Genomic DNA, 24,244 nt, shown 5'->3' on the forward strand with positions numbered 1-24,244 from the left:
TTTTTGAGTTCAATTTGAGCAGTGTATGTTGTTCTTCGCCACGCCTACATTGTTTATGGGAAAAGAGGCCTCAGCGAGCCGAAAGAAAGCCTCTGCTTGAAAATCGTCGTCGATATTCGGCAGGGCTGAGACCAGTCATCTTTTTGAACAGGCGCCGGAACGCTCGGGAATCTGAATATCCGACGGCCTCAGAGACTGCTTCGACACTTTGGTCATCCATCTCCAGAAATTGCTTGGCCTCCTCGACCCTCAGTGACTGCACATAGTCTTTGGGGCTGTAGCCCGTTGCCGCGCGGAAGCGTCGGTCGAACGTACGTCGCGGGAGGCCAGAACGAGCGATCATCCGCGCTACTGCGTCACGCTTTCCATAAGCATTGGCGAGCCACGTCTGGCATTCCTGAATGACCGCGTCGTCGCTCTGCAACCTTCTCTTGGGAGCCGCGTAGTGCCGTTGGCCGTCGGGTTTCGGGTCGACACAATAGAACCGCGCTGATTTGGCTGCGTGCTCCGGTCCGATGTATCGCGCAATCAGGTAAAGCGCGAGGTCCTGCCAGGATGCCATACCTCCTGACATCACAATGCAGTCTCCCTCTCCTGCAAAAGTAAGCGTGCGGTCCGGACAGAAAGCCACGCGCGGATAACGCTTTTCAAAAACCTCGGCCATGGACCAGTGCGCCGTTGCCTCTTGACCGTCGAGGAGCCCGGCGTCCGCCAAGAGCGCCGAGCCAGAGCATGCCGTTGCCAGGCGCGCCCCTGCCGAATGTCGCTCGACGATCCAGTCGATCTCCGGCCCCAAAACCTCCTTCGGCGGGGTCATCATACCGATCCTGAAGTTTGGCAGGCAGATGATCTCTGCGTCGTCTACTTCTTCAAGCGTCGCGTCAGGTGCCACTGGGACGCGGCTTATGCAGCGGAATGGCTCCTTGGCTCTGGCGACGATCCTAACTCGTGTCATTGGCGGGGTGGGCGCGCCCTCGGTGAGGTAGGACCACGCCGACCCTACCGACGTCAGCAGATCATAGATGCCGTAGAGAATGGCGCCCCGGCAACTCTCAGCCGCTAGGATGTCGATCCGCAGAGGTTCAGCGATGAAATCCCTGGTTGTCATTTCCATACCCTCCCATTCGAATCCGGTGGCCGATTTGGCCCTCTTGTGGCCAGTTCGACCCTGACGCATGCGCTTTTCGTCCACCAGTTTGGAGCAGTCTACAAAAGCACGCGAGGATAATCATGACCTACGAAGCTTTCAAGTTTGCAGAAAAAGAGGGATGGGACGCCCGCGCTGCCGCCTATGACGACTTCACCGGGCGGGTGACGACCGGCGCGATTCCGACGCTTCTGGCGATGGCCGAATTGGCCCCTGGCGAACGTATTCTAGACCTTTGCTGCGGCACCGGAAGGGCTGCGGGCGCAGCAATCGCACTTGGCGCTGACGCCGAGGGCGTTGATGTCTCTGCGTCGATGGTCAAGGTGGCGCAAAGCGCTTTCCCTGCGGCACGCTTTGTAACCGGCGATGCCGAGGCGATACCGAAAAATGATGCTGACTTCGATGCTGTGATTTGCTCGTTTGGGATTATGCATGTGGGCAGCCCAGAAACCATGTTCAACGAGATTGCGCGTGTATTGAAACCCGGTGGGCGAGTAGCACTTAGCCATTGGATTGGACCGCCACAGTCACCGTTGTTCCGGATCGTCTTTGGCGCGATGCAGAGCCTTGCGGACATGTCCGTCGTCCCCGCGTCACCGCCACCATTCGCTCTTTCTTCGGAAGATACCATGCGAGAGAAATTGGAAGCGGCTGGATTTAGGGAGTTTTCAAGCGCCAGAGTTCCACTGGTCTTCAAAGCTCCGAAAGGACAGTTCGTCAAACATTTCCGCAACTTCGCTGCAAGGGCGGCTGTAATTCTCGACAATCAGAATGAAGACGTACTGAAAGAAATCTACTCCTCTTGGGATACCCAGTTAAAGGATTTTCTCGATGGCGAGGAATACCACGTTCCGATGCCTGCCATAGCAGCGACTGCCGTCCGAGGCGTGTAGATCCATGATGATCTTTCGACCTATGCTCGCAACGAACGGAGTTGGAGTAAACCGGCTCAAGCACAAGGAGCGCTCGACATGGATATCGCAGGAAAGCCAGCTCTCGTCGTCGGCGGCAGCGGAGGCCTGGGCCGCCGATTAGTAAAAAGACTCGCGGAGGCCGGCACCGACGTTGCCGTGGGCTATTGCGGCGGCGAGGATCGCGTCGCCGAGGCCTGCGATGCTGTCGAGAAGTGCGGACGCCGCGCGGTGGCCGTCCGGCTCGACGTGCGCGACCCAGCCTCGGTCGAAGCAGCTGTAGCGCAGGCGGCAGAGGCACTAGGCGGCCTCGCGATCCTGATGAACGCCGCCGGCGCGGCCGGGGGACCGCCGGCGGGCGATCTCGTCGCTTACGACCCTGAAACCTGGGACCGCATCAGCGACATCAACTTCCGCGGCCCCTTCCTCGCCTCTCGAGCCGCTGCACCGCATCTGCGCGCCGCACGGGGCGCAATCGTCAATTTCGGCTCGACTATCGGTCACGGGACTTGGGGCGCCGACCGGGCCTTTCAACCGACGAAGGCCGCCGTCTCGGGCCTGACCCGATTCCTTGCGTCCACGCTGGCGCCGGAAGTGCGTGTCAATTGCGTGGCGCCGGGTTTGATGGAGAACACGGTCATGAGCAGTGGGGCACCGGAAAGCTTCGTTTCAACGTGGCGCGAGGCGGCGAAACTGAAGAAGACCACTTCCATCGATGACGTGGCAGAGCAGGCGCTGACCTTTTGCAGGGCGGAGACTGTCACCGGGCAGACGCTTGTCATCGACGGGGGGTTGACGTTTCGCTAGGTCGCCACTCAGTGCCGAATAGCTAACCTGACACTCAATTCACGGTGGCTTTGTCCGCAGAGCCGACCTCTGGCACACTGGGAGACTTTTGACGGCTGTTAGAAGTGGTCAGATGACCGCTTTGAGCCCAAACGTACCATTGCTGCGGTCAGTACCAAGGTCGCCAACGCGCAGAATGCTGACTTTGCAAATTTACGAGAACGGCTCAAATGAAATTGCCTTTAACCAAGCAGCAACAAGTTGGGGGTGTCGTCTGGCAAACTTACCGTTCGCAATATCCCAACAGAATCTCTGAGCGGAACCCGAAATTGCTTTAAGGTTGCGTAAACAACGTTGGTTCCTCACTTTGAGAAAACGTAATCCATAGCAAGATTGAAAGAGAATTAAATGAAACGCCTGTTTCCATCTCTGCCGGAGAACGCGACACTTGGAAGTGTCTATCAAGCCTTTCCAGATGTAGGGACGCGCATAACGCTGCATTCCTATCATTGATTTCATTCAGAAAATCTGGGTGTCGTCGCCCATAATTTTGCACAGCAATTGCGCATAAGTTTGCACGATTTGCGCATAAGTTTGCACGGTTCACCATACGCGCTCAATTTTCGATTGTTTTAGCATAGCTCGATCAACTTGAACGCACCAAAATTCAATCAAAAGCGCATTTTGACTGGAGTAATTCAACCCAAAACCGAACAACACACCTAAACTGCGAGGTTGTGGTAGATTCCTTTCAATGAAGCGCGGCTCGGTCGAATTTCTAGCAGGCAGCCAACTAGTGCTTTGGCGACATACAAGCTTCGCAGTAAAGGCGGCATCGATTGCTGAGCAAGTGAACTCCATCGGATTCCTCAGTGCCTGATATCCCGCTTTGACAGAGCCGCTATGAGGACAGGTGCCAAAACAAGCGCCGCCAAGACCCTAAAGACGTGATGCACGCCGACGAATGCAACATCGCGACCAACGCTCACCGCTATGATTGACATCTCCGCCAAGCCTCCAGGTGAATAGGCCAAGACGAGTGCGACCGGGTCTGTCTCCAATACGTTCGCAACAGCCAATGCGCCTGAAAAGGCCACAGAAATCTGGAGAGCGACAACCATGGCCGCTGCACCTAGAGCCGCGATCAGCGCGTTGATGGGCACTCCGGAAAAGCGTGCACCAACATTAATGCCTATGAAGACCTGTACCAACGCAGTCACAGAAACCGGGATCTCGAATTCTGTCCATCCCAGCAAATGAACAGCCGCGCTGAATATCATCGGCACTACCACAATAGGTGCCGGCAGCTTCACCCTACCTCGTGCTAGCATTCCCACAACGATGCATCCGATGATCCAAATCCAATCGGTGAATGTGATCGAAGCCAGCTGTGTTTGCGCTTCGGGTGGAATGACTTCGAATTCTGCGATCAAGTTGATTAGTAGCGGTATCAGCAAAATTGCCAATGCAATGCGCAACGCATGAACGATAGCGACACGAGCCTGATCCGCACCCTTTTGCTCGGACAGCAACACCATTTCGGCAATGCCACCCGGCATTGCGCATAGAGAAGCTGTCAATGCATCAAAGCGCGAAATACGTCGTAAAAGGTAGAAACTAAGGACGTACATTATTCCAAGGGCTAACAGTAAGAAGGCCAGTGACACCCACCAAGCACCGAAAGAGGAAAGTAACTCGTACGTAAAGGATGCTCCTAACATCACACCTACAGTTGCTCTTACCAGGTCCAACATAGGGCCCGGTAGTTTGACAGGAAACTGCTTCAACGACCCGGCGATGGTCACCAACATTGACCCGATCATCCACCCCAGTGGAATGCCTGTGAGCGATACAAGCCAGCCAGCAATAGCTGCCGTGACTATGATAGCGCCATGCTGTGAGAATTTGGCAAAACTCGAAATCAGACCAATCGCTTCTTGCTGTGCAACACGCCGTCCGCATCGCCGTAAACCCAATCACCAGGATGGAATTTAACCCCACCGAAGGTCACCGGCTCCCCGATTGCGCCCCATCCACGTTTCGCGCTTTTGACGGGGCTGGTCGCTAAGGCGAATACCAGAGTGTCCATTTGATTGATTTCGGCACTGTCTCGAATTGCGGCATTCAGGACAAGACCAGCCCATCCATTTTGGATTGCAAGATCAGCCAACATATCGCCAAGAATTGCAATTCGCGTTGATGCTCCGCCGTCGACAACCAAAACGCGCCCCTCACCGGGTGATTCCAGTTGCGCCCTAAGTTCCGTGTTATCTTCGAAGCACTTCACTGTCTGTATTTGCGCCGCAAAGAACGGTTTTATCCCGAACTGCCGAAACGGCAGGTGGACGAGTGTAAGCTCTGACGCATGGTGATCGATAAGGTCAGCGGTTTTCATGATGGCTTAAATCCTTCCGAAAGTCTCTTTGAGTTCTGCGACTTGTGCTGCATCCAACATCCGGGTTGGCATGTCCCGCAATGCCACGAGCAGCTTGGCTGTTTCTTCCAACTCTTCAGCTGCACAGACCGCCGAGAAGAGGTCCTTTCCCGATACGACAGGTCCGTGATTGGCTAATAGAACCGCACTATATTTGCCGCCCAGTTCGCGGATCAAATCACCGGATTTCGGATCACCCGGCTTGACGTATGGAACCAGTTTGACCGTGCCGACGCGCATCACCACGTATGGCGTAAGCGGTGGAATACAGTCATTGGGATCGGTGTCTTCCAAACACGACAGTGCGGTGGCCCAGGTCGAGTGTAGATGCACCACTGCACCAGCTTGTGGCCTCGTCTCATAGAAGGCTTGATGCAGAAAAACTTCCTTGGTCGGCTTGTCTCCTGAAACGTGGTTTCCATCCAAATCAATCTTGGCAATACGCTCTGGGTCGATATCACCCAAGGTGGAATTGGTTGGCGTCATGAGGATACCGTCATCAAGGCGTGCGGAGACATTGCCCGCTGTGCCGACGGAAAAGCCACGCGCAAACAGCGAAGCACACAGTCCCGACATCTGCTGCCGTAAAGCCAATTCTTCAGATCTCATTTGCCGACCTCCATCATTCTGAGGGCTTTAGCAAAAAAGTCCGGAGCGCCAAAGTTTCCAGATTTTAGGGCCAGCGCAATAGGTTCAGTTTTTCCAACGCTCAGGACTGGCACGCCCGGGTCGATCTCTGGCCCAATTGACATGGCCGGAGATCCCAGTGCCTCAGAGATGACCTTGGCAACAGCTCCCGACGTCTCTCCTCCTGCCACCGCAAGGCGCTTGTACCCAGCATCGACAAGTTCTCGTGCTGTATCTGCAAAGAGATTGTCCAGCTTTTCCGCCACAGCCTCCTGACCGAATTTGTTTTGGATCGCACGCACCTTTTCCGGGCTTCCTGATGAGTACGCTAGAGGGGCCTCACCTGAATGCGTTTCAAAGAAATCCAGAAGCGTTTGCGTGGTCACTTCCCCGGACATGACACCCGGAACATCGATGGCTAACGTCGGATTGGATTCCGCATGAACATCGATCTGCCCACGGGTTGCACCTGAACATGACCCTGCAAGGATAGCAGCGGGCCCAGTGACACCTGTAAACACACTGCCGCCTTTTTTGGACGAAGCTCTTCTGACGAAGTTTCTGGGTAGCCCCAGCGCTATCCCAGATCCCCCAGTAATGAGCTGGGCATCCTTCAGAGCCTCGCCCCAAGCCAGTAAATCCTCGTCCGAGATCGCATCACCGATTACAAAGCGTTCGTTTGCGTTCTGCAACGCATCAGCAATCGCCTCTGGCCCCTGCTTCACGGTGTCAACTGGCACCGACCCAACCGCTTCTTCGGTCTGATGCTGCAACCAACGCCTGATGTTGGCATCCGTCATCGGAGTAAGAGGGTGATTTTCCATCCCAGACTCGTGCAATAGCTTGCCAAGCACGAAAAGATGGCCCTGATAAACCGAACGCCCCGTTGTCGGAAAGGCCGGGCAGAAAATCACCTTTTGCGCACCCAGTTCGTTGGCCAGCGCTTCCGCAACGGGACCGATATTTCCCTCCATCGTGGAGTCAAAGGTCGAGCAGTACTTGAAGATGAACTGCTGGCATCCTTGATCTTTAAGCCACCGCAGGGCCCGCAGGCTTTCTGCAACAGCTTCTTTGACAGGTGCGGTGCGGCTTTTGAGCGAGATCACACCCGCTTCGATCTCTTCGTTGGCCGGGATCGTCGGAATACCTGGGAACTGCGCGGTTCTTAATCCACCTTCCGGTTCAACGCCCTTCGCCAAGGTGTTCGCAATATCGCTCGCACCGGTAAAATCGTCCGCTATGACACCGATTAACATTGAACCGCCCTCACTGATTGCCTTCGACGCGCCGTCGGATTTCGTGAATCGCCGCCTGTGGACTGGTCAACACTGGAACCTGTACTGTCTTACGGACATCCTCAACGGCGTCAGACATCGAAAACTGGGCTAGAAGAATAACGTCGGTTTCGTCGATACTTGATGCGGTTTCCGCAATCAGGCGATTGTGTTTTTCATCATCACCCGCTTGCTTTGCAGCCAACGCGCCAGAGCAATAGTATGACGTAATCTCCGCATTGCTGCCGCGCGCCCTAGCAGCATCTAGAAATTCCTCTTCCATACCTGCCGCAGCTGGAGGAAAAGTATAAATCATTGCGATGCGATCCCCGTATGAGAAAGCCGCATCGAACATCGCTTCATTCGGCTTCATGACTGGGATAAGCGCCTCGAAATCTGCTCTTTCGATTGCGGCTCCGAATGCTGAGCACGTGAACAGTACACCATCTGCGTCAGCGCCTTCCGCATACCGGCAAAGGTCTACGATGCGCCGGAAAAGATCGGCGGACAATTCGACTTGCTTAGACCTGTCTAAAGACAACCCCTCTTCTAGGATCGAAACGGTTTCTGCTTCCGGCCAGTGCTCGCGTGCCGCAACTTCGATTGGATCAATCGCAACGCGGGTTGCATGGATCAACGCTAATCTTGGTCGTCTCATAGTTGCTCCAGCTAAAGACGGGTGACGCCGAAAGGAACGACGCCACCAGTTGATGTGGGCACGCTTGCCCACCGGGAGATCCAATCACGCCGGGATCGTTTCCTTGGAGACCATTTCGGCCACAAGCGCCCCGAAGGCGTCAGTGTTTACGGTGCCACCAAGGTCACGGGTGCGCTTTGCAGGATCATCGATGACGGCATCAACTGCATCCGCAATGGCTTGCCCAGCCTCCATAAGCTTCGGACTACCCTTCTGCTCGCCGAGCCAGATGAGCATCATAGCGGCGGAGAGAATAAGTGATGTCGGGTTCGCAACGTTTTGCCCTTGGATGTCCGGGGCAGAACCATGCTGTGCTTGTGCGCAGCATAAGCCCGTTTCAGCGTTTGCATTGATCGACCCAGCGAGCCCCAAAGACCCTGACAGTTCAGAGGCAAGGTCCGAGAGAATATCGCCGTAGAAGTTAGTCGCGACGATAACATCATATTCGTGCGGCTTTCGAACCAGCAGCGCTGCAAATGCGTCGACAATCAACTCTTCGGTTTCGACTTCAGGGTAGTCCTTCGCCACCTCGCGGAAACATTCCAGAAACAGGCCGTCGGTCATGAGAAAAGAGTTGGCCTTGTGAATCGCGGCGACTTTCTTCTTCCGTTGCATGGCCAGTTTGAAAGCCTCTCTGCAAATCCGCATTGATCCGTGTCGCGTAATTTTGCGAACCGACAAAGCCATGTCCGGATCGGGCATCATTTCTCCGACGCCTTTGTACATGTTGCGATCAGGATAGAATCCCTCCGTCGCCTCCCGCATGATCACAAGGTCCATCCCGGGCGCTTTGTTCGGTAGAAAGTCACGGCTGCGGGCCGGCCGCACATTCGCATAAAGATCGAGGCCGATACGGAACCCGGCCGAAACGTTGCGACCACCTTCAACGACTGGCGGGTAGTCCATATGGGACTGCGTCCCTAAAATGACTCCATCGAACTCAGTTCGTGCACGTTCCAACACGTCGTCACGCAGAGTGATACCGTGGTTCCTGAGGCTGGTAAAACCGGACTCTTCTTCTTCAAACGTTAATCCCAGATCGTACTTCTTGTTGGCGGCCTCAACGACTTCCAAAGTCGCCGCCATGATTTCAGGTCCGATGCCATCGCAGGGCAATGTCATGATACGCATCTTTTGTCTCCTTGTTGGCCGAAGCCAGTCATTCTTGAAATCTGGTGGATCTAATCCCCCACCGATGCCTCTTCGTCATGGCGCTGCGCATCCATGCGGTCCTTAACCCGACGGCCAACAAACATGGGCAATACGAATCCAGCGATTGCGATAAGCCAGAGGATTATTGCGAGGGGGCTTCCCACCAGCGCCAACCAATCCCCGTCCGAAATCGTCATTGCACGGCGAAGGTTCACTTCCATCTGGTTGCCAAGAAGGATGCCCAGGATGACTGGCACCAACGGCACGTCGAGCTTGCGTAGAAGCCAGCCTGCAAAACCGAAACCAACCATGAGCATTACATCGAAGGTGGAGCCCGTTATCGAGTAAATCCCAACGAACGAGATCATTGCGACGACAGGCATCAGAATGCGCGTCGGCACCAGCAACACGCGCGTGAACAACCCGACCAACGGAACGTTCATCAAAAGCAGAATGATGTTGCCGATGAACAAGGCCGCGATCAGCCCCCAAACCACGTCCGGATTCTTTGTGAAGAGCAGTGGTCCCGGGGTAATGTTAAGTTGCAGCAAAACAGCCAGCAGAACGGCGGTAGTCCCCGAGCCCGGTACGCCCAACGAAAGCATCGGCACCAACGCGCCTCCAGCGGCCGCATTATTGCCTGCCTCCGGAGCTGCAACACCGCGTGGATCGCCCTTTCCAAAGGATTTCCCATCCCGGTCGACGCTTTGTTTCTCCAGTGAGTACGCAAGGAATGACCCCAGCGATGCTCCGGCACCTGGCAATACGCCTGAGAAGAAACCAAGACCAGTGCCGCGAGCGATTGAAGGCAAGCAACGCTTGATCATGCCGAAGTCTGGCAAGATGCGCCCAACTTTCGTCGCGCCAGCTGATCCAACGGCACCGCCACGGTGATGTTCGAGAAAAATCAACACTTCACTCAGTGCGAACAATCCAACGATAGCGATCAAGAAGTCGATGCCATCGAAGAGGTGGATTTCACCAAAGGTGAAGCGCTGCGACCCTGTTTGGCTATCACTGCCAATCATCGCGATACCCAGCCCTAGTGCAGCTGCGAAAGCAGATTTGGCTTGGTTCGTAGAGGACACACCACCCAGTGTCGCAAATGCGACTGTAAAGAGGACAAAGTACTCAGCTGGTCCGAAAAGCAGCGCGATTTTGACCAACTGCGGTGCCAAAATCACCAGGCCAATTGTTGCGACAAACGCCCCAAAGAAAGATGCGATGCCCCCTAAAGACAAGGCTTCGCCGGCCTGACCGTTCTTTGCCATCGGATATCCATCGAGGCACGTCATCATCGCGGGTTCATCGCCCGGGATGTTTAGTAAGATCGAACTAATTCGGCCTCCGTACATGGCGCCGTAGTAGACACTTGTAAGAAGGATGAGAGATGGGATGGGCCCAAGCCCGAGCGAGAAGGCAATCGGAATGAGGATAGCAACCCCATTTGCCGGGCCCAAGCCAGGCAATGCTCCCATCAGAGTGCCGAGGAAGCATCCAACGACAGCCAGGAACAGATTTTGCGGTGACAACGCAACCGAGAATCCATCAACAAGAAGTGCAAGCGTTTCCATGGCTACCCCTCAGAACCCCAATGGTCCCTCGGCCAAAGAAAGGCCTAGGATTAGGTGAAAAACGACGTAGATACCGATGGCTGTCAGCAGGCCTACGACGAGCGACCAAAGCGGAGTGGTTCCGAGTCGCCAGGTTAGGTAGGCAGTTGCAAAGGTTGTCGCGATAACAAACCCAATCTCGGAAAGAGACCATGCGTACAGAAACATCACAGCAGTGGCGAACAATATCTCGGCAAAGTCGCGCAACCCTGGCCACTTAGGCTCTTCATCCGGGCGGATAATGAAGTAGAGCGACGTTAGGCCTAAAACGGTGCCCACGATGTAAGGAAAGGCGCGCGGACCTACGACATCGACCATGAAACTGTCTTTGATGATCGATGCGGCCCAAATATAGAATATCGCAAGGGCCAGCCCGAAACCGCCGAAGATGCGGTCACTCATAGTTTCCTCCCAGATTTCCGGAATTTCTTTTAGGTGCCCATCCAGATGCGACCGGTTGGGCACGCATGACATTTATTGGATGATACCGATCTCTTTCGAGAGCTTGGTCACGTCCGCAATACTGCCCTCAACAAAGGTGTACATGTCGTCTCCAAAGTTGTTGAACGGCTCAATGGCAGCTGCTTCTAGCTCTGCCTGGAAGCCAGGATCCTCGGTCAACGTAATGATCGCGTTCTTCCAGAACTCTTTAGCTTCGTCAGTTGCTCCGGCAGGCATGTAAAGGCCGCGCCAGTTCGCGCCAACGACGTCGAAGCCTTCCTCCTTCGCAGTAGGAATATCCGGGTAATTCTTCAGACGTTCAGGAGCCAGGATCGAGATTACGCGGATGTCACCCGACTCTAGGAAACCCAGCATCTCGGAGAAGTCTCCAGACAGCGCCTCGACCGAACCAGAAAGCAGGCCAGTCATGGCTTCACCGCCACCGTCAAAGGATACGTATTTCATCTGGGTTACATCTTCGAGGCCAGCTTCGCGGGCGACCAACATGGGCTTGATGTGGTCAAAACTGCCCACAGACGAACCACCCGCGATCCCAACTGATTTTGGATCTGCGACAATGTCCTCCATCATCTGAGAAAGAGAGGTGTACTTTGAGTCTGCTGGAACAGCGATGGCTCCATATTCAGCTCCGAAAGTGGCAAGAAAGTGCACGTCATCCTGTTGGGCGCCTTCGTAGATGCCCTGCGCAATTCGAGCGCTGGTACTCATAGAAGCCGCAACGATAAGGTTGTTGTCTTCGTTGCGCTCTTTCGTGACATGCGCGAACGCAACTCCGCCGCCCCCACCGCTCATATTGGTAACCTGCATCGAATCCTCGATGATCCCGAGATCGAAGAGATACTTCGCCGTTGTGCGACAGATGAAGTCCCATCCACCACCGGGATTTGAGGGCGCAATGCATTGCGGGCTTTCAGCTTTAAATTCGGCGGACGCGCCAGTCACGCCGGCGACGGCTGCCGCAGCAGCAATGACACCGATGCAAGTAAATTTCATGAACACGGGTAATCCTCCCCAGTTTTCCAAGTGTTTTTCAGCGCGAATCCCGCACTGGCTATTTTGATTGCATATTGATGCGTAAAAAGCCAATCTTATTTTGCTTTTTTTAATCGGAAAAACCAAAATAGTTGAACTTGCTATTCCCCGATACCTTTCAAGTATATGTTTTATTGTGTGTTTTCGAAGAATCGACACTCACCTGAAATGAAAGAACTTCGCTCAAACAGTCATAAAACCAATCCAATTTACGCGAACATCATCGTCTCAGCAGTGTAAAATCCACCTTCCTTTGGCTTTTTACGTGTAGAAAACCTAAAATTTGGCTGTATGTTAGCTGTCAGATGCAATCTACGTAGGTGAGAGCGGAAAGAGGAGTCAGGCGTACCGATGCGAGCCAGCGAATTGTCAAAGAAGATATCGAACCGTCTTTTGCATGATATCGTTGCGGGTACACTTGAAGGTGGCCAGCATATAAGCGCTCAGCAAGTCGCCGACAGGTATGGCGTATCCAGAACCCCAGTGCGCGAGGCGCTTATATCCTTAGAGGAAAAAGATGTTCTCATCCGCCTGGAAAACCGCGGGTACTTTGTGGCCGACAAGTTGCCTCCATCCATCAAAGAAAACCTGGATACTGTCGACCCGAGCGAACTGGACGAATACCAACTGCTTGCAAACGATTGGCTAACAAATGAAATTCCAGAAGAAGTTACTGAGCAGTTCTTAAAGCAGAAGTACGGCTGGACTAAAGCTAAGGTCGGAGAACTGTTGATCCGCGCTTCTCGAGAAGGTTGGGCTGAACGCAAAGAAGGCTACGGCTGGCGGTTTCTTCCAGTCGCAAAAACACCCGAGGCATTTGATGAGATTTACAGGTTCAGAATGGCGATAGAACCAGCCGCCATGCTGGAGCCCTCGTTTGAACTCGATCACAAAGTCCTGGATGAACAGCGGCGCATTCAGCAGGGAATGCTCGATATGGATATGGACGCCGTTAATGGAGAAGCGCTGCTAGAAAGCGGGGCTCTATTCCATGAGGAGCTCATCAAGTTGTCCGGAAACCCGTTCTTTCTCATGGCACTCCAACGCGTGAATAGAATGCGACGCCTTATGGAGTACCGAGCCGAAGTGAACCATCAACGATTGATAGAACAATGTACTGAGCATCTTGAAATCCTTACACTCCTGGAATCCGGTAACACCGTGGATGCCTCCTACAGAATGCGGCAACATTTGAGTGGCGCACTTAAGCGTAAGTCTCCGCTGGCATGGAGTTGGGCTATGGACACTTCAACACCGAGGAAAGCAACATCATGAGCAATGGGAGCGACGGTCCAAACGGCCGCAACCGAGTCGCGCTTGTGGCGCATGATCAGATGAAAGACACAATGGTCGAGTGGGCCAAATCCCACAAAACCGCATTGAGCAAGATGGAGCTTTTTGGGACTGGCACGACCGGCGGGCGAATTGCAGATGAAGTCGGCGTGCCTATCAAGCGTCTCAAAAGTGGTCCGCTGGGAGGCGACGCTCAAATCGGCGCTATGATTGCCGAAGGGAAGCTCGACACACTGATCTTTTTCATTGATCCACTATCAGCGTTGCCACACGACGTCGACGTAAAATCACTTCTTCGACTGGCTACGCTGTACAACACTGTTCTGGCTATCAATGAAGCGACTGCCTCGAAGGTCATAAGCGAGGCTTAGTCCAAACGAAGCGACTGCTCCACTAGGAACTATGATTGCTTTGGGCTTGACGCTGCCGTTCGCCTGAATATCGCGAGCGATTGCTATACGGACGAAGGGGAAATCCTACCGCTAGGTTGAATTTCCACTCACCGTGGCTCAACCAAACAACGGTTCAAAATTGCATAGACATTTCGTGCCAAGTCATTCCTCCATGATCAGAGGTTGATGGACGCAGATAGTTGTACCCAAATCTCTGATAAAGCGGGACGTGATGCTCTTTGCACATAAGGTAGATCGCGGATTTGCCCATTTTTCTCATGCGGCCGACGAATTCTGTCATCAATGCCCGCGATAGGCCTTTTCCTTGATGCGCCGGATCCACGACGACAGACATAATAACGACATTTGGCGCGCCGGGGTCATGCCCCTTAAGCTCTTTGAATTCCTCATCAGACATTTCGACATCGTATGCACATCCGCAATTCACAAAGCCGACGATCTCGCCTTCGACCTCGAGAACAATGAAACCATCGGGATAGACCTCGATTCTCTTTGCTATCTTTTCGAGGGTAGCTGCTTCGTCGCCTTCATAGGCATCAGTCTCGATCTCAAAGCATCGAATTGCATCAGAGGGTTGGGCATTTCGAAATCTGTTCATGCATTTACACTATGAACGATGGGTCAAGTTGTATAGCCGCCGTCGGTTTTGCTCGCATCATTGCTCAATCTGCGCTCGGTGCAGACACTCACAGCACTTACCCCTGGCGGCAGCTTTGCGGTCAATGTTGCCCCGGGCGCGGACACATGCTTTTCATTTCACAACAACGCAGCACACCCTTGACCGTAATCAGTTGCACATTTAGTCAAGTTTGATCTGCCCGCTGGGACGACCCGGCCAAGCAAGGGCGTTTTTTTTCAGGACGACCTGGCAAATCAGAGGTCGAACATGACAACTAAAACCAAACAAGCCAGGAAACTGATCGAGGGTAGACCTGCCTTAATCGTAATCGACATTCAAAAGAGCACGTTTATTGATGACAGCGAAGTACGCTCCATCGACAACATGCCGGGCTACAAACAGCGAATGATCGCTGCGCGTGACTTGGTCGACGCCGCGCATGAAAACAGAGTGCCCGTCATCTTCGTTCAGGAAGTCCATCGTCCCGATCAGGTCGATTTCGGCAGGGAACTGGATGGTGACGAAGACATACACTGTCTCGAAGGTGATCCAAGAACGGAAGTTGCAAAAGATGAGATGGGATATCGCAAAGGTGACTACATCGTCCCGAAGCGACGGTATTCTGCCTTTTTTGGAACCGATTTCGAAATCCTGCTGCGCGGTTTAAAAGTAGACACACTTTTATTGTGCGGCGGTTTGACGGATGTTTGTGTGCACTACACATTCGTCGATGGCCACCAATCAGACTACTTCTGCCGCGTTGTAGAGGACTGCGTTGGAGGGTCATCTGTCCAAGCCCATGAAGCTGCTCTCAAAGCTATGGAGTATCTACAAACCGGCGCTGTTCAGAACCGAGAAGCAGTGATCGATGCCATCTCGTCGCTCTAAATTGCAATCGAAACGTTAGTGCCAGTTGGGATGCATAGTTTTTTGGGTGCAGAAACGGGCAGAGTTTTTTGTCGCTTGAAGGCCTTGGACTTGCTCATTTGATGCAGAAGTTATCCACACTTTCAGTACAAACCTTTGAGTTTGCGACTATGGCGCTTGAAAACCTCGATTGCATCGCAATCCAGCCGTCGGCGCGTATAGTGCGAACATGACTAGAGATATTGAAGCTAACGCTCAGACAGACGCTGATGCCCTGACTTCTGCCCAGCAGATTTCTAAACTGACTTCAGAGGCAGATCAGCTAGCGCTCCAATCTGTCAAAGCCAACAGATTGGAGCGCTAGCTGATCTGCGCAAGAGAACGCCGAAAAAGCCGTAGGCTCATTAGTAACAAAGCAACTCCTAACAACGTCATCCAAACGAATTCCGGCCAGACAGTCTCAATACCAGCGCCTTTGAAAACAATAGCCTGACTTGCTGACATGTAGTGGCGTGACGGCAAAACCAAAGTACCTGCCTGCAACCACGCTGGCTGACCTTCAATTGGGGTCTCTCCACCTGACAGCATTAGCATTGGCAGCACAATCAACATGACCAGAAGCGCGAATTGCGCCATAGAGCGTGCAATGGTTGCCAGAAACACCCCAAGCGCCGTCGCAGTAAAAAGAAACAACGCCGTGCCAACCAAAAACAACATCTTGGATCCAGCGATACTGATGCCCAGAGAACCCTGCATCACAAACGTTAGTGAAAGACCAGCCGCGACCAAAACCACCGCTGCATTCGCCCAAATTTTGGCAACGGCAATGTCAAATGGAGCAAGAGGCATGGCCAGGAGATGTTCAATGGTCCCGTGCTCTCGCTCTCTAATCATTGCCGCTCCGGTCAATATAGTTGTGAGCCACATGATCTGGCCGATCAAAGCAACGATACCAGCAAAACGTACAGTATCTCTATTTGGGTTGAAGGCGCTTCTAAGAATGACACTGATTGAGGCAGCATCTACTAGATCGATACCAATTGCATAGCGATGTATTTCAGCGTTCAAGATACTGGTGATGTAGTTTGCACCAATACCGGCCTGTTCCATAGCGGTTGCGTCAATAAGAACTTGAATCTCCGGACTGCGCCCTGCGCGCAGATCCTTTTCGAATCCGGGGGGCACAGCCACCACGAAAATAAAGCGCCCGGCATCCATGTAAGCAGGTCCTTTTCCGGGTTCGATTTGGACGACCGGTTGGAACTCTGGTGGAAAAAACGCTGTGGCAAGTGCTCGAGAAAGTGGCGAGTCGTCTTCATCCGCAAACGCTATCGAGGCGTTGTTTACAGAGCTTGCCACTCCCGTTGCTTCCATGATCGGGGCCAGCGTAAAAGACCAAACCAACAATGCCATCATCACCCAATCACGGCGCAGGCTCATCACTTCCTTCAAGCCTAGCCAGAATATGCAGTAGAAGCGCTGCATTCACTTCTCCTGCGCTCGAAGACATAGGGCTGCGATCAGTGTCAGAACTGGTCCGAAGCAGGCGAGGGCCAGAATGTCTGGCGCAAGGGCCTCCCAACCCAAACCTTTAGTGAAGGCACCAACGTTTAGGTGTAGGAAATATGAGGAAGGCCAAAGTGAGCCCACCACTTGTGCGCCTCCTTCAAGCGTTGAAACAGGTTGCAACAGGCCTGAGAACTGGATTGTTGGGACAACTGAGGCGATGGCAGTTGCAAATGTGGCGGCCACCTGACTGGATGTCATTGTAGCGATCAATAACCCGTAGGATGTTGTTGCCCAAACGTAAAGAAGGGCACCAACAGCCAAAGGGAAAGGATTTCCTTTTAACGGCACCCCAAAAAGAAAAACGGTCATTCCGGCCAAAAGCAGAAAATTTGCGTAGGCGATCAATATGTACGGAATTTGTTTGCCGACTAGAAATTCAAGCCGCGTGGTTGGTGTCACGTAGAAATTGACAACTGACCCCAGCTCTCGTTCCCTTGCTACGCTTACGGCAGTCAAAACAGCTGGCAGCATAATCAGTAAGATAGCAGGCATTGCCGGAGCCATCGCGGCGATGCTTTCAAAGCTCTGATTGTAACGAAACCGGGGTTCGATCCTGGCGATATCTATCTGGCTTTTGCCGTTGTTAAGGGCATATTCCTCTAGAAATGATTGGTGCAATCCGGAAACATAGCCTTCAACCGTCTCACCCTTAAATGGGATAGCACCGTCTACAGTCGCAAGTATCTGAGTCGGTTCACCCGTACTCATCTTTCGGTCAAAGTCAGGTGGCAACTCAACAACCAGGGAGACCTCACCTGCCACCAGACGGTCGCGCCCTTCGCTGGCGCTTTGCAGCGGCGATGTGGCTTTAAAGTAGGACGATCCAGCGAATTCAGCCGAATAAGCACGACTCTCCGGCCCCTGAGACAGGTCAAGTACCGCGAATTCAAGCTCATCGATATCCAGCGTAATTCCAAAGCAAAAAACCAACATTAGGATAGCAGAACCCAGAAACGCGAAAGCTAGACGCACCGGGTCACGAGCTACTTCAACGGTTTCGCGCCGCGCATATGCCAATACACGCGAAAACGCTCCTCCCCCGGCGTGGGATTTGGTTCTAAAAACCACCTTTGGCGCGACAACAGAGACTGGCTTTTCTGCTGCTTCCAATATCGAAATGAAGGCGTCTTCAAGGTTTTCCGCCCCTTCAACAGCGATTAGTTCAGCCGGAGTACCTTCGGCTAGAACTCTACCAGCATGCATAAAAGAAACGCGATCACAGCGTTCCGCCTCACCCATGAAATGAGTAGAAACAAAGATCGTAACCGACTCATTTCGAGAGAGCTCAATCAGCAAGTCCCAGAAGGAATCGCGCGCCTCTGGGTCCACACCGGATGTTGGTTCGTCGAGTATTAGCACTCGCGGACGGTGGATCACGGCTACGGCTAGCGACAGTCGCTGTTTGATCCCCAGGGGCAGTGCCGTCGCCAACGTATGACGGTGCTCCTCGAGCCCAAAGCGCTCAGTGAGTTCCGAAACGCGTTGTTCTCGGTCGGCAATTGCAAATATCCGCGCATGCAATTGTAGGTTCTGATGGACCGACAACTCGCCATACAAGGAAAAGGCCTGGCTCATGTAGCCTATTTCACGCCTCATTTTTCGGTCATATGCATCGACAGGATTGCCAAACAGCAGTGCTTCACCTGAGCTGGATGGTAACAAGCCAGTCAACATCTTCATTGTCGTGGACTTGCCGCAACCGTTTGATCCTAGAAACCCGAATATCTCTCCGCGATTGATTGTGAAGTCGACGTTGTCTACGGCCGTGAAATCACCAAAGCGTCGTGTCAGTCCACGCGCAACTATCACTGGGCTTGCTTCGATCTTCCCATTCGTTTTGTTTTTCCCCGCCGGTTCGACAGGCAACTCCCGTGCTCTCAGACGCCGATATGCAATTTCGAGGTCGTCATCACTCCCTTTCAATTCGGCGGGCTTCCCATGAAAGATGACTTGACCCGCGTCCATCGCGACAATCCGGTCAAAACCGTCGGCTTCTTCCATGTACGCCGTTGAAACCAATACCGACAGTTCGGGGCTTTTTGCTCGGATTGCATCAATCAAAGCCCAGAACTGCCGACGCGACAACGGGTCGACCCCGGTCGTTGGCTCATCCAAAACCAAAAGTTTGGGGTCATGGATTAACGCACAGCAAAGACCTAGTTTTTGCTTCATCCCACCCGAGAGCTTGCCCATCAGACGGTCTTCAAACTGCGCAAGCCCTGTCGCAGCCAATAGCGCTGCGATACGGTCATCCCGCTCTGAATGCCCTTGAGCAAAGAGACCTGAGAAGAACTCAAGGTTCTCGCGTACAGACAGCTCCGTATACAGGTTTCGACCCAGCCCTTGCGGCATGAACGCGATGGCTGGGCAAATGCTGTGTCGATGACCAGAATCGCCAATCGGGCCGCCTAAAACGTCGATACTGCCGGATTGCAGTTTCTTTGCGCCGGTGATCAAACCAAGTAGTGTAGACTTTCCCACCCCATCCGGCCCGACAAAGCCAACAAGCTGGCCGCCTGGCAGTTCTAACGAAACAGAATCCAATGCGACATGCTTGCGATAACGGTGCGTAACACCTGAAATGTGAATATCGCAGGCGTCATCCTCTACTCTCATTCGAACAGCTCTTCTGGGATGCGTTGTTCAAGCGCCTCAGGCCAAGCAGCGGCTGGGTTCAGCCGGATCACCGCGACACCGCGCAGACCGGTTTTGACGTGCTCAATCCGACTTTCAATCAAGTCTATTGGGATACGGACGCGAACGCGAAAAACCAGTTGCTCTCGCTCATCCAGGGTTTCGACCTGTTTGGGGGTGAATTGTGCCTCGGGAGAAACAAAGCTCACGTATGCAGGTATCGCATATTCCGGCAAAGCGTCGAGCACGATGCGAGCCTCAGCTCCAATGGGCAAAAGTCCGGCTTCACGCGCCGGAAGAAAAACTTCCATGTAAACATTCTCAAGGCCAAGAATAGTCAGGATCGGTTCGCCCGCGCCAACCACCTCTCCGGGTTCTGCAAGCCGGTAAAGCACGCGTCCGGGCAAAGGTGCCACTAGAGCGCTGTCTTCAATCTGTGCCTCAATTCTGCGCACTTCCGCCTCAGCGGCAGCAATACGGCTTTCTGCGGTTGCAACTCGGGCTTTGGCGGCGCCCAATACTGCTGTAGCAACCTTATGAGTGGTATCGCGATCTTCAAAAATAGTTTTGGAGATGTTTTGTCCTGCCAGCAACGCCGTGGCACGATTAAGCTCTTGCTCGGCCCTACGCTGTTCGCTTTCGCGTTGCACTACGAGCGCTTCTGCTTCGGCCCTTGTCTGATTTGCCAAGGCTACTTCGGCTCTAGCCCGGTCCAGGGCGGCAGATAGCTCATCTATGTCCATTTCGGCCAGGATTTGACCGGCTGCAACCATACTGCCCTCTGTTGCCGTTACCTTCGCAACCCGACCTGCATTAGTTGGTGCTATTTCGACTTGTTCCGCTTCAACCCGCCCGTTTCCTTGCACAAATCCGACCGGCAATTCATCGCCATCCTCGGCAACAACGACATACAGCAACGCACCAGCAATTACTAAACCAGCCAAAATAAGAAAAACCGATAGGTTTTTGGTCATAGCGTTTCACCTGAAACAGGGTTTCTGGCGCAGAGTTTAGTATCTTAAGAGACTCAAAGCCTTGTTTTGGATCAAAACCGATCCGGGCACCTCAATTCCAAGCAATTGTTTGTATGAACACTGGTTTGTGTGTTGCAGGCTCTTTCGCGGTAGGTCGGAAGAAGTAGACGTGAAGCGTTTTTGCTATCAGTTTGGTATTGAAGAGGGTTTTTCTAGCACGCAATTGCAGTCGCGACTGACCTGCTGCGCACTACAGCGAAAGGAAGCATTATGACCAAAACACTGAGAGCTTGTTTGTCTTTGTGGTTGGTTGCAGTCGCTCCTGCGTATGCGCAAGAACCTCCTCGCCTCGTTTTGCAGCTGACCGTTGACGCGTTTCGGGGCGATCTGCCGACACGCTACTTTGAGAATCTTGGAGAGGGTGGCCTTAAGTACTTACTAGAAAACGGTGTACACTATGTGGACGCCCATCATTGCCATGCCAATACAGAGACCGTTGTCGGGCACGCCACTTTGGCGACCGGGGCAACACCGGCAGTGCATGGGATGATCGGAAACATATGGTTCGACAGAACCTTCGACCGCGTTGCCTACAACGTTGAAGACAGCACCGCTCCGCTTCTTGGAGATGGCGCTGGCGTCAATGACGATATTGAAATTGACCCGACACAGGCGGCAGCTGGCACAGATGGGCGGTCACCACGCGCTATGCTTGTTACGACGCTTTCGGACGAATTAAGCGCCTCCACTGCTGGTGCGGCCAAAGTCTTTGGAGTTTCAATCAAAGATCGTGGGGCTATTACAATGGCGGGACAAAGCGGCAAAGCCTTCTGGTTCTCAAAAGCCGCAAATCGTTTTGTCACAAGCTCCTATTACTACGACAAATACCCGGATTGGGTTTCCGCATGGAATGACGCATCGCCGAGCGCCTCCTTTGAAGGAACCTCTTGGGAGTTGATGCACCCAAAGGAAACCTATCTCTTTGGCGACCGCGACAACCAACCATGGGAGACGGATGTCGCCGGGTTCGGCACAACCTTTCCTCATCGCTACTCTTCGACGCAAAATGGGTTTGACCCGCTGGAAAATCCCTACTTTACGACCTTTTTGACACTTAGTCCCGCTGGCGACGATCTGACGGCGCAATTTGCCAAACGATTGATTGATGCCGAGGGTATCGGGCAAGACGCAGTAACGGATTATCTGGCGGTTAGCTTCTCGTCCGTGGATTACGTCAACCATGTGTTTGGCCCTTCCAGTCTTGAAGCCGAGGATACGATATACCGCCTCGATCAGACTCTCATGAATCTCTTCGCGTTTATCGACGAACGGATTGGGCTGGAAAACGTTTTGATCGTTCTATCGGCGGACCACGGCACCACCGATGCGCCGGGCTATTTGGAGAGTGTTGGCATCCGAACTGGCCTTGTTGCTCCGGACACATGGGACCCGACGGAACAGATAGCCAAGCTTAAGGAGCGGTTTGGGATCACCGGGAAAATGCTTGAAGGTTATAATCACCCCTATCTCAATATCGCCCCCGAAGTATTGGCTCGCAGTGATATTGATTTACCCACGCTGGAGTCAGCTATTGCAGAAGAGCTTCTATCCTTTCCCGATGTGGCATTCGCCGTCCCCAGTACGGCTATCGAAGCAAACCTCCTACCCGATACCGACATCATGCGCTTGGTCCGCAACAACTACCACCCCACCCGATCCGGGAACATATACGTAGTCTTCAAACCCGGCTGGTTCATCGCAGACTTCGATGGTCTGTCCGTCACATCCACCCACGGGTCACCGTGGCGCGGTGACACACATGTGCCGATTATCTTTGCTGGAACGAACTTAAAACCGCAACGGGTCGCACGCCGTGTTTGCACGACTGCTCTCGCATCCACTCTGTCTGCATTATTGAGTACGGCACGTCCTAATGGTGCGAGCGGTGAAGTGTTACAAGAAGTCTTGGATTAGACCGCTGTGAAGCGCGAGTCCTGATATTGAAGCAAGCTAGGCAAAACCGCGACGGCATCGTCCACAACGCGATCCTCATATTCGTTGCTTCTTGGCGACTACGGAAACCGCCCAACGCAGCACTCTTTAGCGTACACAAATGCGGAGCAGACCTTCACGGAACATATCGTTCCGGCTTCGGAGACTGAATACTCTCCAAATACTCAGCAATATCGATAAGTCTGGAAGGAATACGCGTAACCAAACCATTCCCCGTATCGAATTCGACAGTAGGGCCGTCATTCAATTCGGTGATTATAGGCATGTCATCGCGAGGTTCTTGAACTTTCAAATAACCGTCCAAGATCGACATGACCTCCAACATGGGCCACACACCCCCTCTGCGTTCGGAAATCTTTGTTAAATCAGCAGGCACTGTTTTCAAATCAGCTGCGTCAGGTCCTTTTCCAGATGCATCGATTCCGTGACATCTGGCGCAATGCTCAACAAAGAGGTCTTTGCCAAGGTTCGAAAACTCATCGGCCACAGATATCGTTGCAACCGAAGAAATGCCCATGCTTGCAACGATCATAAAGTACCTCATAATCCGGAGGTCCTTTGCTAAACGAGAGTACACTACAACAAAAATGGACCGACATCTTCCGCCGGTCAACGTCGGTCCTTTAACACATAACGTTCGCTACCCGCTTCGGGCAGCAAGTAGCCAGTGATGCTTACCTCAGAGAACAGCAGCGCCGAGCCCAATGCTACCGCCTCGGTAATTTTGTAAGCACGGTCGATACGGTGCGCGTCTTTTTACTTCTTGTGATCGCAATTGCGCCCAGCACTAAGGCACATGCAAAAGCTTGAGGAAAAGAGATGGCTTCGCCAAAAGCAAGATATCCAACGGCAAACATCGTGGGTAATTCGATACTTCCGACGACCGCAGTTTGGGAAGCTCCAATAACAGGCGAGCAAATCGTGTAGATGAGCTGAGGCACGAAAGCGGTCACCAGACCAATACCAACAATGAAAAGCCAATCGGATTGTTCGCTTGGGAGAAGCTCTCCAACCTCAGCACCAAGGATGAGCGGGGCGAGGCCAAGAACAGACCCCAGAGAAACTGACGCGATACGTGCCAACGGCGCAATCCGTGACAACCTGTGTACCAGGACGCAGATTCCGAAGCCAAACCCAAATGGGGCAGCAAGGGATAGCAGCAGCGTTGGTAGATGTTCCCCAGCCACTGACGCAGGCGAGCCAGCAATGACAGCTGCCACCACAATCAGACTAGCGGCCAACATGGCGCGTCGCGTGGGTGCATCGCCAAACACAGCCCAAGCGACAACTAAGGTGAACACCGGATAGGTCATGTAAAGCACACCCACTGTCGATGCGGGCAGCTTCTCCAGCGCCGTTACATATCCGATCCAACCAAGCCCCATTACGGCTCCGGCTGAAAGACCCCAAGTGATCTCTCGCCATTCTTTTCGGTGCACAATGAGAACAGGAAGCAGAAGAAGGGCCGCAACAATGTAGCGGTAGAATGCGACCGCATAGGGTGCAACGCCCTGTTCGGTTAGGCTGCGGCTGAAGTAGGGAACCAGGCCGAAACAGATTGAAGCAAAAAGAACACCAAAAACGGCAAATGCGTAAGGGATGGATGGTCGATTTCGCGCAGATGTCGTTGCCATAATCTGGAGCTATCACGCATTTACATCTTCGTCTTCAGAGATTCTACGAAAGACTGCTTTGTCCCGCACACCGGTCGTTCACTGAATTTTTCT

Annotated in this window: 22 protein-coding genes; 6 read left to right on the top strand and 16 right to left on the bottom strand. The window is 53.2% G+C overall.

All coding sequences use genetic code 11. The features are described from left to right. Nucleotides 1-70 precede the first annotated feature (70 nt). Nucleotides 71-1,108, bottom strand: a complete 1,038-nt coding sequence (locus tag ACR0NE_RS08925) for a helix-turn-helix domain-containing protein (protein WP_170594428.1) — start codon at nt 1,106-1,108, stop codon at nt 71-73. 122 nt (nt 1,109-1,230) lie between these two features. Between ACR0NE_RS08925 and ACR0NE_RS08930 the strand changes: the two genes are divergently transcribed. Both ACR0NE_RS08930 and ACR0NE_RS08935 read left to right on the top strand, forming a co-directional pair. After that, nucleotides 1,231-2,040: a class I SAM-dependent methyltransferase gene (locus ACR0NE_RS08930; protein ID WP_170594430.1), complete on the top strand. Its 810-nt coding sequence runs from the start codon at nt 1,231-1,233 to the stop codon at nt 2,038-2,040. Between the two features lie 78 nt (nt 2,041-2,118). Further along, nucleotides 2,119-2,865, top strand: coding sequence for an SDR family oxidoreductase (locus tag ACR0NE_RS08935; protein WP_170594432.1), 747 nt, complete (start codon nt 2,119-2,121; stop codon nt 2,863-2,865). 848 nt (nt 2,866-3,713) lie between these two features. Here ACR0NE_RS08935 and ACR0NE_RS08940 read toward each other — a convergent pair. The 9 genes from ACR0NE_RS08940 to ACR0NE_RS08980 all read right to left on the bottom strand — a co-directional run bounded on the left by ACR0NE_RS08940 (nt 3,714) and on the right by ACR0NE_RS08980 (nt 12,222). Further along, complete coding sequence (locus ACR0NE_RS08940) at nt 3,714-4,820, bottom strand: AbrB family transcriptional regulator (RefSeq protein ID WP_480459585.1); 1,107 nt, start codon at nt 4,818-4,820, stop codon at nt 3,714-3,716. Further along, entirely contained in the window at nt 4,766-5,239 is a 474-nt protein-coding gene (rraA, locus tag ACR0NE_RS08945; RefSeq protein WP_170594435.1) for a ribonuclease E activity regulator RraA, read from the bottom strand. The genes ACR0NE_RS08940 and rraA overlap by 55 nt, the downstream gene beginning before the upstream one ends. Before the next feature lie 6 nt (nt 5,240-5,245). Then, nucleotides 5,246-5,887, bottom strand: coding sequence for a 3-oxo-tetronate 4-phosphate decarboxylase (gene otnC, locus ACR0NE_RS08950; protein ID WP_170594437.1), 642 nt, complete (start codon nt 5,885-5,887; stop codon nt 5,246-5,248). After that, complete coding sequence (gene otnK, locus ACR0NE_RS08955) at nt 5,884-7,161, bottom strand: 3-oxo-tetronate kinase (RefSeq protein ID WP_170594440.1); 1,278 nt, start codon at nt 7,159-7,161, stop codon at nt 5,884-5,886. The genes otnC and otnK overlap by 4 nt, the downstream gene beginning before the upstream one ends. A 10-nt stretch (nt 7,162-7,171) precedes the next feature. Further along, the gene (locus ACR0NE_RS08960) at nt 7,172-7,909 is read right to left on the bottom strand and encodes an aspartate/glutamate racemase family protein (protein WP_170594442.1); all 738 of its coding nucleotides are present in this window, start codon (nt 7,907-7,909) and stop codon (nt 7,172-7,174) included. A gap of 12 nt (nt 7,910-7,921) precedes the next feature. Then, nucleotides 7,922-9,007, bottom strand: a complete 1,086-nt coding sequence (locus tag ACR0NE_RS08965) for an isocitrate/isopropylmalate dehydrogenase family protein (RefSeq protein WP_170594444.1) — start codon at nt 9,005-9,007, stop codon at nt 7,922-7,924. Nucleotides 9,008-9,057: 50 nt separating this feature from the next. Continuing rightward, on the bottom strand, nt 9,058-10,602 hold the full coding sequence (locus tag ACR0NE_RS08970; RefSeq protein WP_039522586.1) for a tripartite tricarboxylate transporter permease: 1,545 nt from the start codon (nt 10,600-10,602) through the stop codon (nt 9,058-9,060). A 9-nt stretch (nt 10,603-10,611) separates the two neighbouring features. Continuing rightward, nucleotides 10,612-11,043 carry a tripartite tricarboxylate transporter TctB family protein gene (locus ACR0NE_RS08975; RefSeq protein ID WP_170594446.1) on the bottom strand — a complete coding sequence of 144 codons (432 nt, stop codon included), beginning with the start codon at nt 11,041-11,043 and terminating at the stop codon, nt 10,612-10,614. 72 nt (nt 11,044-11,115) lie between these two features. Continuing rightward, a complete protein-coding gene (locus ACR0NE_RS08980) occupies nt 11,116-12,222 on the bottom strand; it encodes a Bug family tripartite tricarboxylate transporter substrate binding protein (protein ID WP_480459587.1) in 1,107 nt (368 codons plus the stop codon). A 264-nt stretch (nt 12,223-12,486) separates the two neighbouring features. Here ACR0NE_RS08980 and ACR0NE_RS08985 point away from each other — a divergent pair, with 264 nt between their 5' ends. Beyond that, nucleotides 12,487-13,410, top strand: coding sequence for a GntR family transcriptional regulator (locus tag ACR0NE_RS08985; RefSeq protein ID WP_170594448.1), 924 nt, complete (start codon nt 12,487-12,489; stop codon nt 13,408-13,410). Next, a complete protein-coding gene (locus ACR0NE_RS08990; RefSeq protein ID WP_170594450.1) occupies nt 13,407-13,799 on the top strand; it encodes a methylglyoxal synthase in 393 nt (130 codons plus the stop codon). Before ACR0NE_RS08985 ends, ACR0NE_RS08990 begins: the two co-directional genes overlap by 4 nt. Before the next feature lie 154 nt (nt 13,800-13,953). Here the strand turns inward: ACR0NE_RS08990 and ACR0NE_RS08995 are convergent, their stop codons facing one another. Then, the gene (locus ACR0NE_RS08995) at nt 13,954-14,439 is read right to left on the bottom strand and encodes a GNAT family N-acetyltransferase (RefSeq protein WP_170594452.1); all 486 of its coding nucleotides are present in this window, start codon (nt 14,437-14,439) and stop codon (nt 13,954-13,956) included. 288 nt (nt 14,440-14,727) lie between these two features. On the opposite strand from ACR0NE_RS08995, the gene ACR0NE_RS09000 reads away from it, so the two are divergent. Further along, nucleotides 14,728-15,348 carry a cysteine hydrolase family protein gene (locus ACR0NE_RS09000; RefSeq protein ID WP_170389655.1) on the top strand — a complete coding sequence of 207 codons (621 nt, stop codon included), beginning with the start codon at nt 14,728-14,730 and terminating at the stop codon, nt 15,346-15,348. Between the two features lie 339 nt (nt 15,349-15,687). Here the strand turns inward: ACR0NE_RS09000 and ACR0NE_RS09005 are convergent, their stop codons facing one another. From ACR0NE_RS09005 to ACR0NE_RS09015, 3 genes are read right to left on the bottom strand one after another with little or no spacing between them, the layout of a single operon-like run. Further along, nucleotides 15,688-16,812 (bottom strand): ABC transporter permease, encoded by a 1,125-nt coding sequence (locus ACR0NE_RS09005; protein WP_170594454.1) that lies wholly within the window; start codon nt 16,810-16,812, stop codon nt 15,688-15,690. Beyond that, nucleotides 16,813-19,512, bottom strand: a complete 2,700-nt coding sequence (gene rbbA / locus ACR0NE_RS09010; protein WP_170594456.1) for a ribosome-associated ATPase/putative transporter RbbA — start codon at nt 19,510-19,512, stop codon at nt 16,813-16,815. It abuts the gene before it with no gap. After that, the gene (locus tag ACR0NE_RS09015; RefSeq protein WP_170594458.1) at nt 19,509-20,504 is read right to left on the bottom strand and encodes an HlyD family secretion protein; all 996 of its coding nucleotides are present in this window, start codon (nt 20,502-20,504) and stop codon (nt 19,509-19,511) included. Before ACR0NE_RS09015 ends, rbbA begins: the two co-directional genes overlap by 4 nt. Before the next feature lie 270 nt (nt 20,505-20,774). Between ACR0NE_RS09015 and ACR0NE_RS09020 the strand changes: the two genes are divergently transcribed. Next, nucleotides 20,775-22,478, top strand: a complete 1,704-nt coding sequence (locus ACR0NE_RS09020) for an alkaline phosphatase family protein (protein WP_170594460.1) — start codon at nt 20,775-20,777, stop codon at nt 22,476-22,478. Nucleotides 22,479-22,632: 154 nt separating this feature from the next. Here the strand turns inward: ACR0NE_RS09020 and ACR0NE_RS09025 are convergent, their stop codons facing one another. Both ACR0NE_RS09025 and ACR0NE_RS09030 read right to left on the bottom strand, forming a co-directional pair. Continuing rightward, nucleotides 22,633-23,049 carry a c-type cytochrome gene (locus ACR0NE_RS09025; RefSeq protein WP_170515595.1) on the bottom strand — a complete coding sequence of 139 codons (417 nt, stop codon included), beginning with the start codon at nt 23,047-23,049 and terminating at the stop codon, nt 22,633-22,635. Nucleotides 23,050-23,224: 175 nt separating this feature from the next. Then, nucleotides 23,225-24,151, bottom strand: a complete 927-nt coding sequence (locus ACR0NE_RS09030) for a DMT family transporter (RefSeq protein ID WP_170594462.1) — start codon at nt 24,149-24,151, stop codon at nt 23,225-23,227. Nucleotides 24,152-24,244 lie beyond the last annotated feature (93 nt).

It is taken from the genome of Ruegeria sp. C9, assembly GCF_056537585.1.

Coding starts and splice junctions, on each gene's coding strand:
- ACR0NE_RS09005 (WP_170594454.1), bottom strand. CDS start 16,812: ATGCAGCGCTTCTACTGCATATTCTGGCTAGGCTTGAAGGAAGTGATG.
- ACR0NE_RS08975 (WP_170594446.1), bottom strand. CDS start 11,043: ATGAGTGACCGCATCTTCGGCGGTTTCGGGCTGGCCCTTGCGATATTC.
- ACR0NE_RS08990 (WP_170594450.1), top strand. CDS start 13,407: ATGAGCAATGGGAGCGACGGTCCAAACGGCCGCAACCGAGTCGCGCTT.
- ACR0NE_RS09020 (WP_170594460.1), top strand. CDS start 20,775: ATGACCAAAACACTGAGAGCTTGTTTGTCTTTGTGGTTGGTTGCAGTC.
- ACR0NE_RS08985 (WP_170594448.1), top strand. CDS start 12,487: ATGCGAGCCAGCGAATTGTCAAAGAAGATATCGAACCGTCTTTTGCAT.
- ACR0NE_RS08995 (WP_170594452.1), bottom strand. CDS start 14,439: ATGAACAGATTTCGAAATGCCCAACCCTCTGATGCAATTCGATGCTTT.
- ACR0NE_RS09015 (WP_170594458.1), bottom strand. CDS start 20,504: ATGACCAAAAACCTATCGGTTTTTCTTATTTTGGCTGGTTTAGTAATT.
- ACR0NE_RS08925 (WP_170594428.1), bottom strand. CDS start 1,108: ATGACAACCAGGGATTTCATCGCTGAACCTCTGCGGATCGACATCCTA.
- ACR0NE_RS09030 (WP_170594462.1), bottom strand. CDS start 24,151: ATGGCAACGACATCTGCGCGAAATCGACCATCCATCCCTTACGCATTT.
- ACR0NE_RS09025 (WP_170515595.1), bottom strand. CDS start 23,049: ATGATCGTTGCAAGCATGGGCATTTCTTCGGTTGCAACGATATCTGTG.
- ACR0NE_RS09000 (WP_170389655.1), top strand. CDS start 14,728: ATGACAACTAAAACCAAACAAGCCAGGAAACTGATCGAGGGTAGACCT.
- rbbA (WP_170594456.1), bottom strand. CDS start 19,512: ATGAGAGTAGAGGATGACGCCTGCGATATTCACATTTCAGGTGTTACG.
- ACR0NE_RS08970 (WP_039522586.1), bottom strand. CDS start 10,602: ATGGAAACGCTTGCACTTCTTGTTGATGGATTCTCGGTTGCGTTGTCA.
- otnC (WP_170594437.1), bottom strand. CDS start 5,887: ATGAGATCTGAAGAATTGGCTTTACGGCAGCAGATGTCGGGACTGTGT.
- ACR0NE_RS08930 (WP_170594430.1), top strand. CDS start 1,231: ATGACCTACGAAGCTTTCAAGTTTGCAGAAAAAGAGGGATGGGACGCC.
- ACR0NE_RS08935 (WP_170594432.1), top strand. CDS start 2,119: ATGGATATCGCAGGAAAGCCAGCTCTCGTCGTCGGCGGCAGCGGAGGC.
- ACR0NE_RS08965 (WP_170594444.1), bottom strand. CDS start 9,007: ATGCGTATCATGACATTGCCCTGCGATGGCATCGGACCTGAAATCATG.
- otnK (WP_170594440.1), bottom strand. CDS start 7,161: ATGTTAATCGGTGTCATAGCGGACGATTTTACCGGTGCGAGCGATATT.
- rraA (WP_170594435.1), bottom strand. CDS start 5,239: ATGAAAACCGCTGACCTTATCGATCACCATGCGTCAGAGCTTACACTC.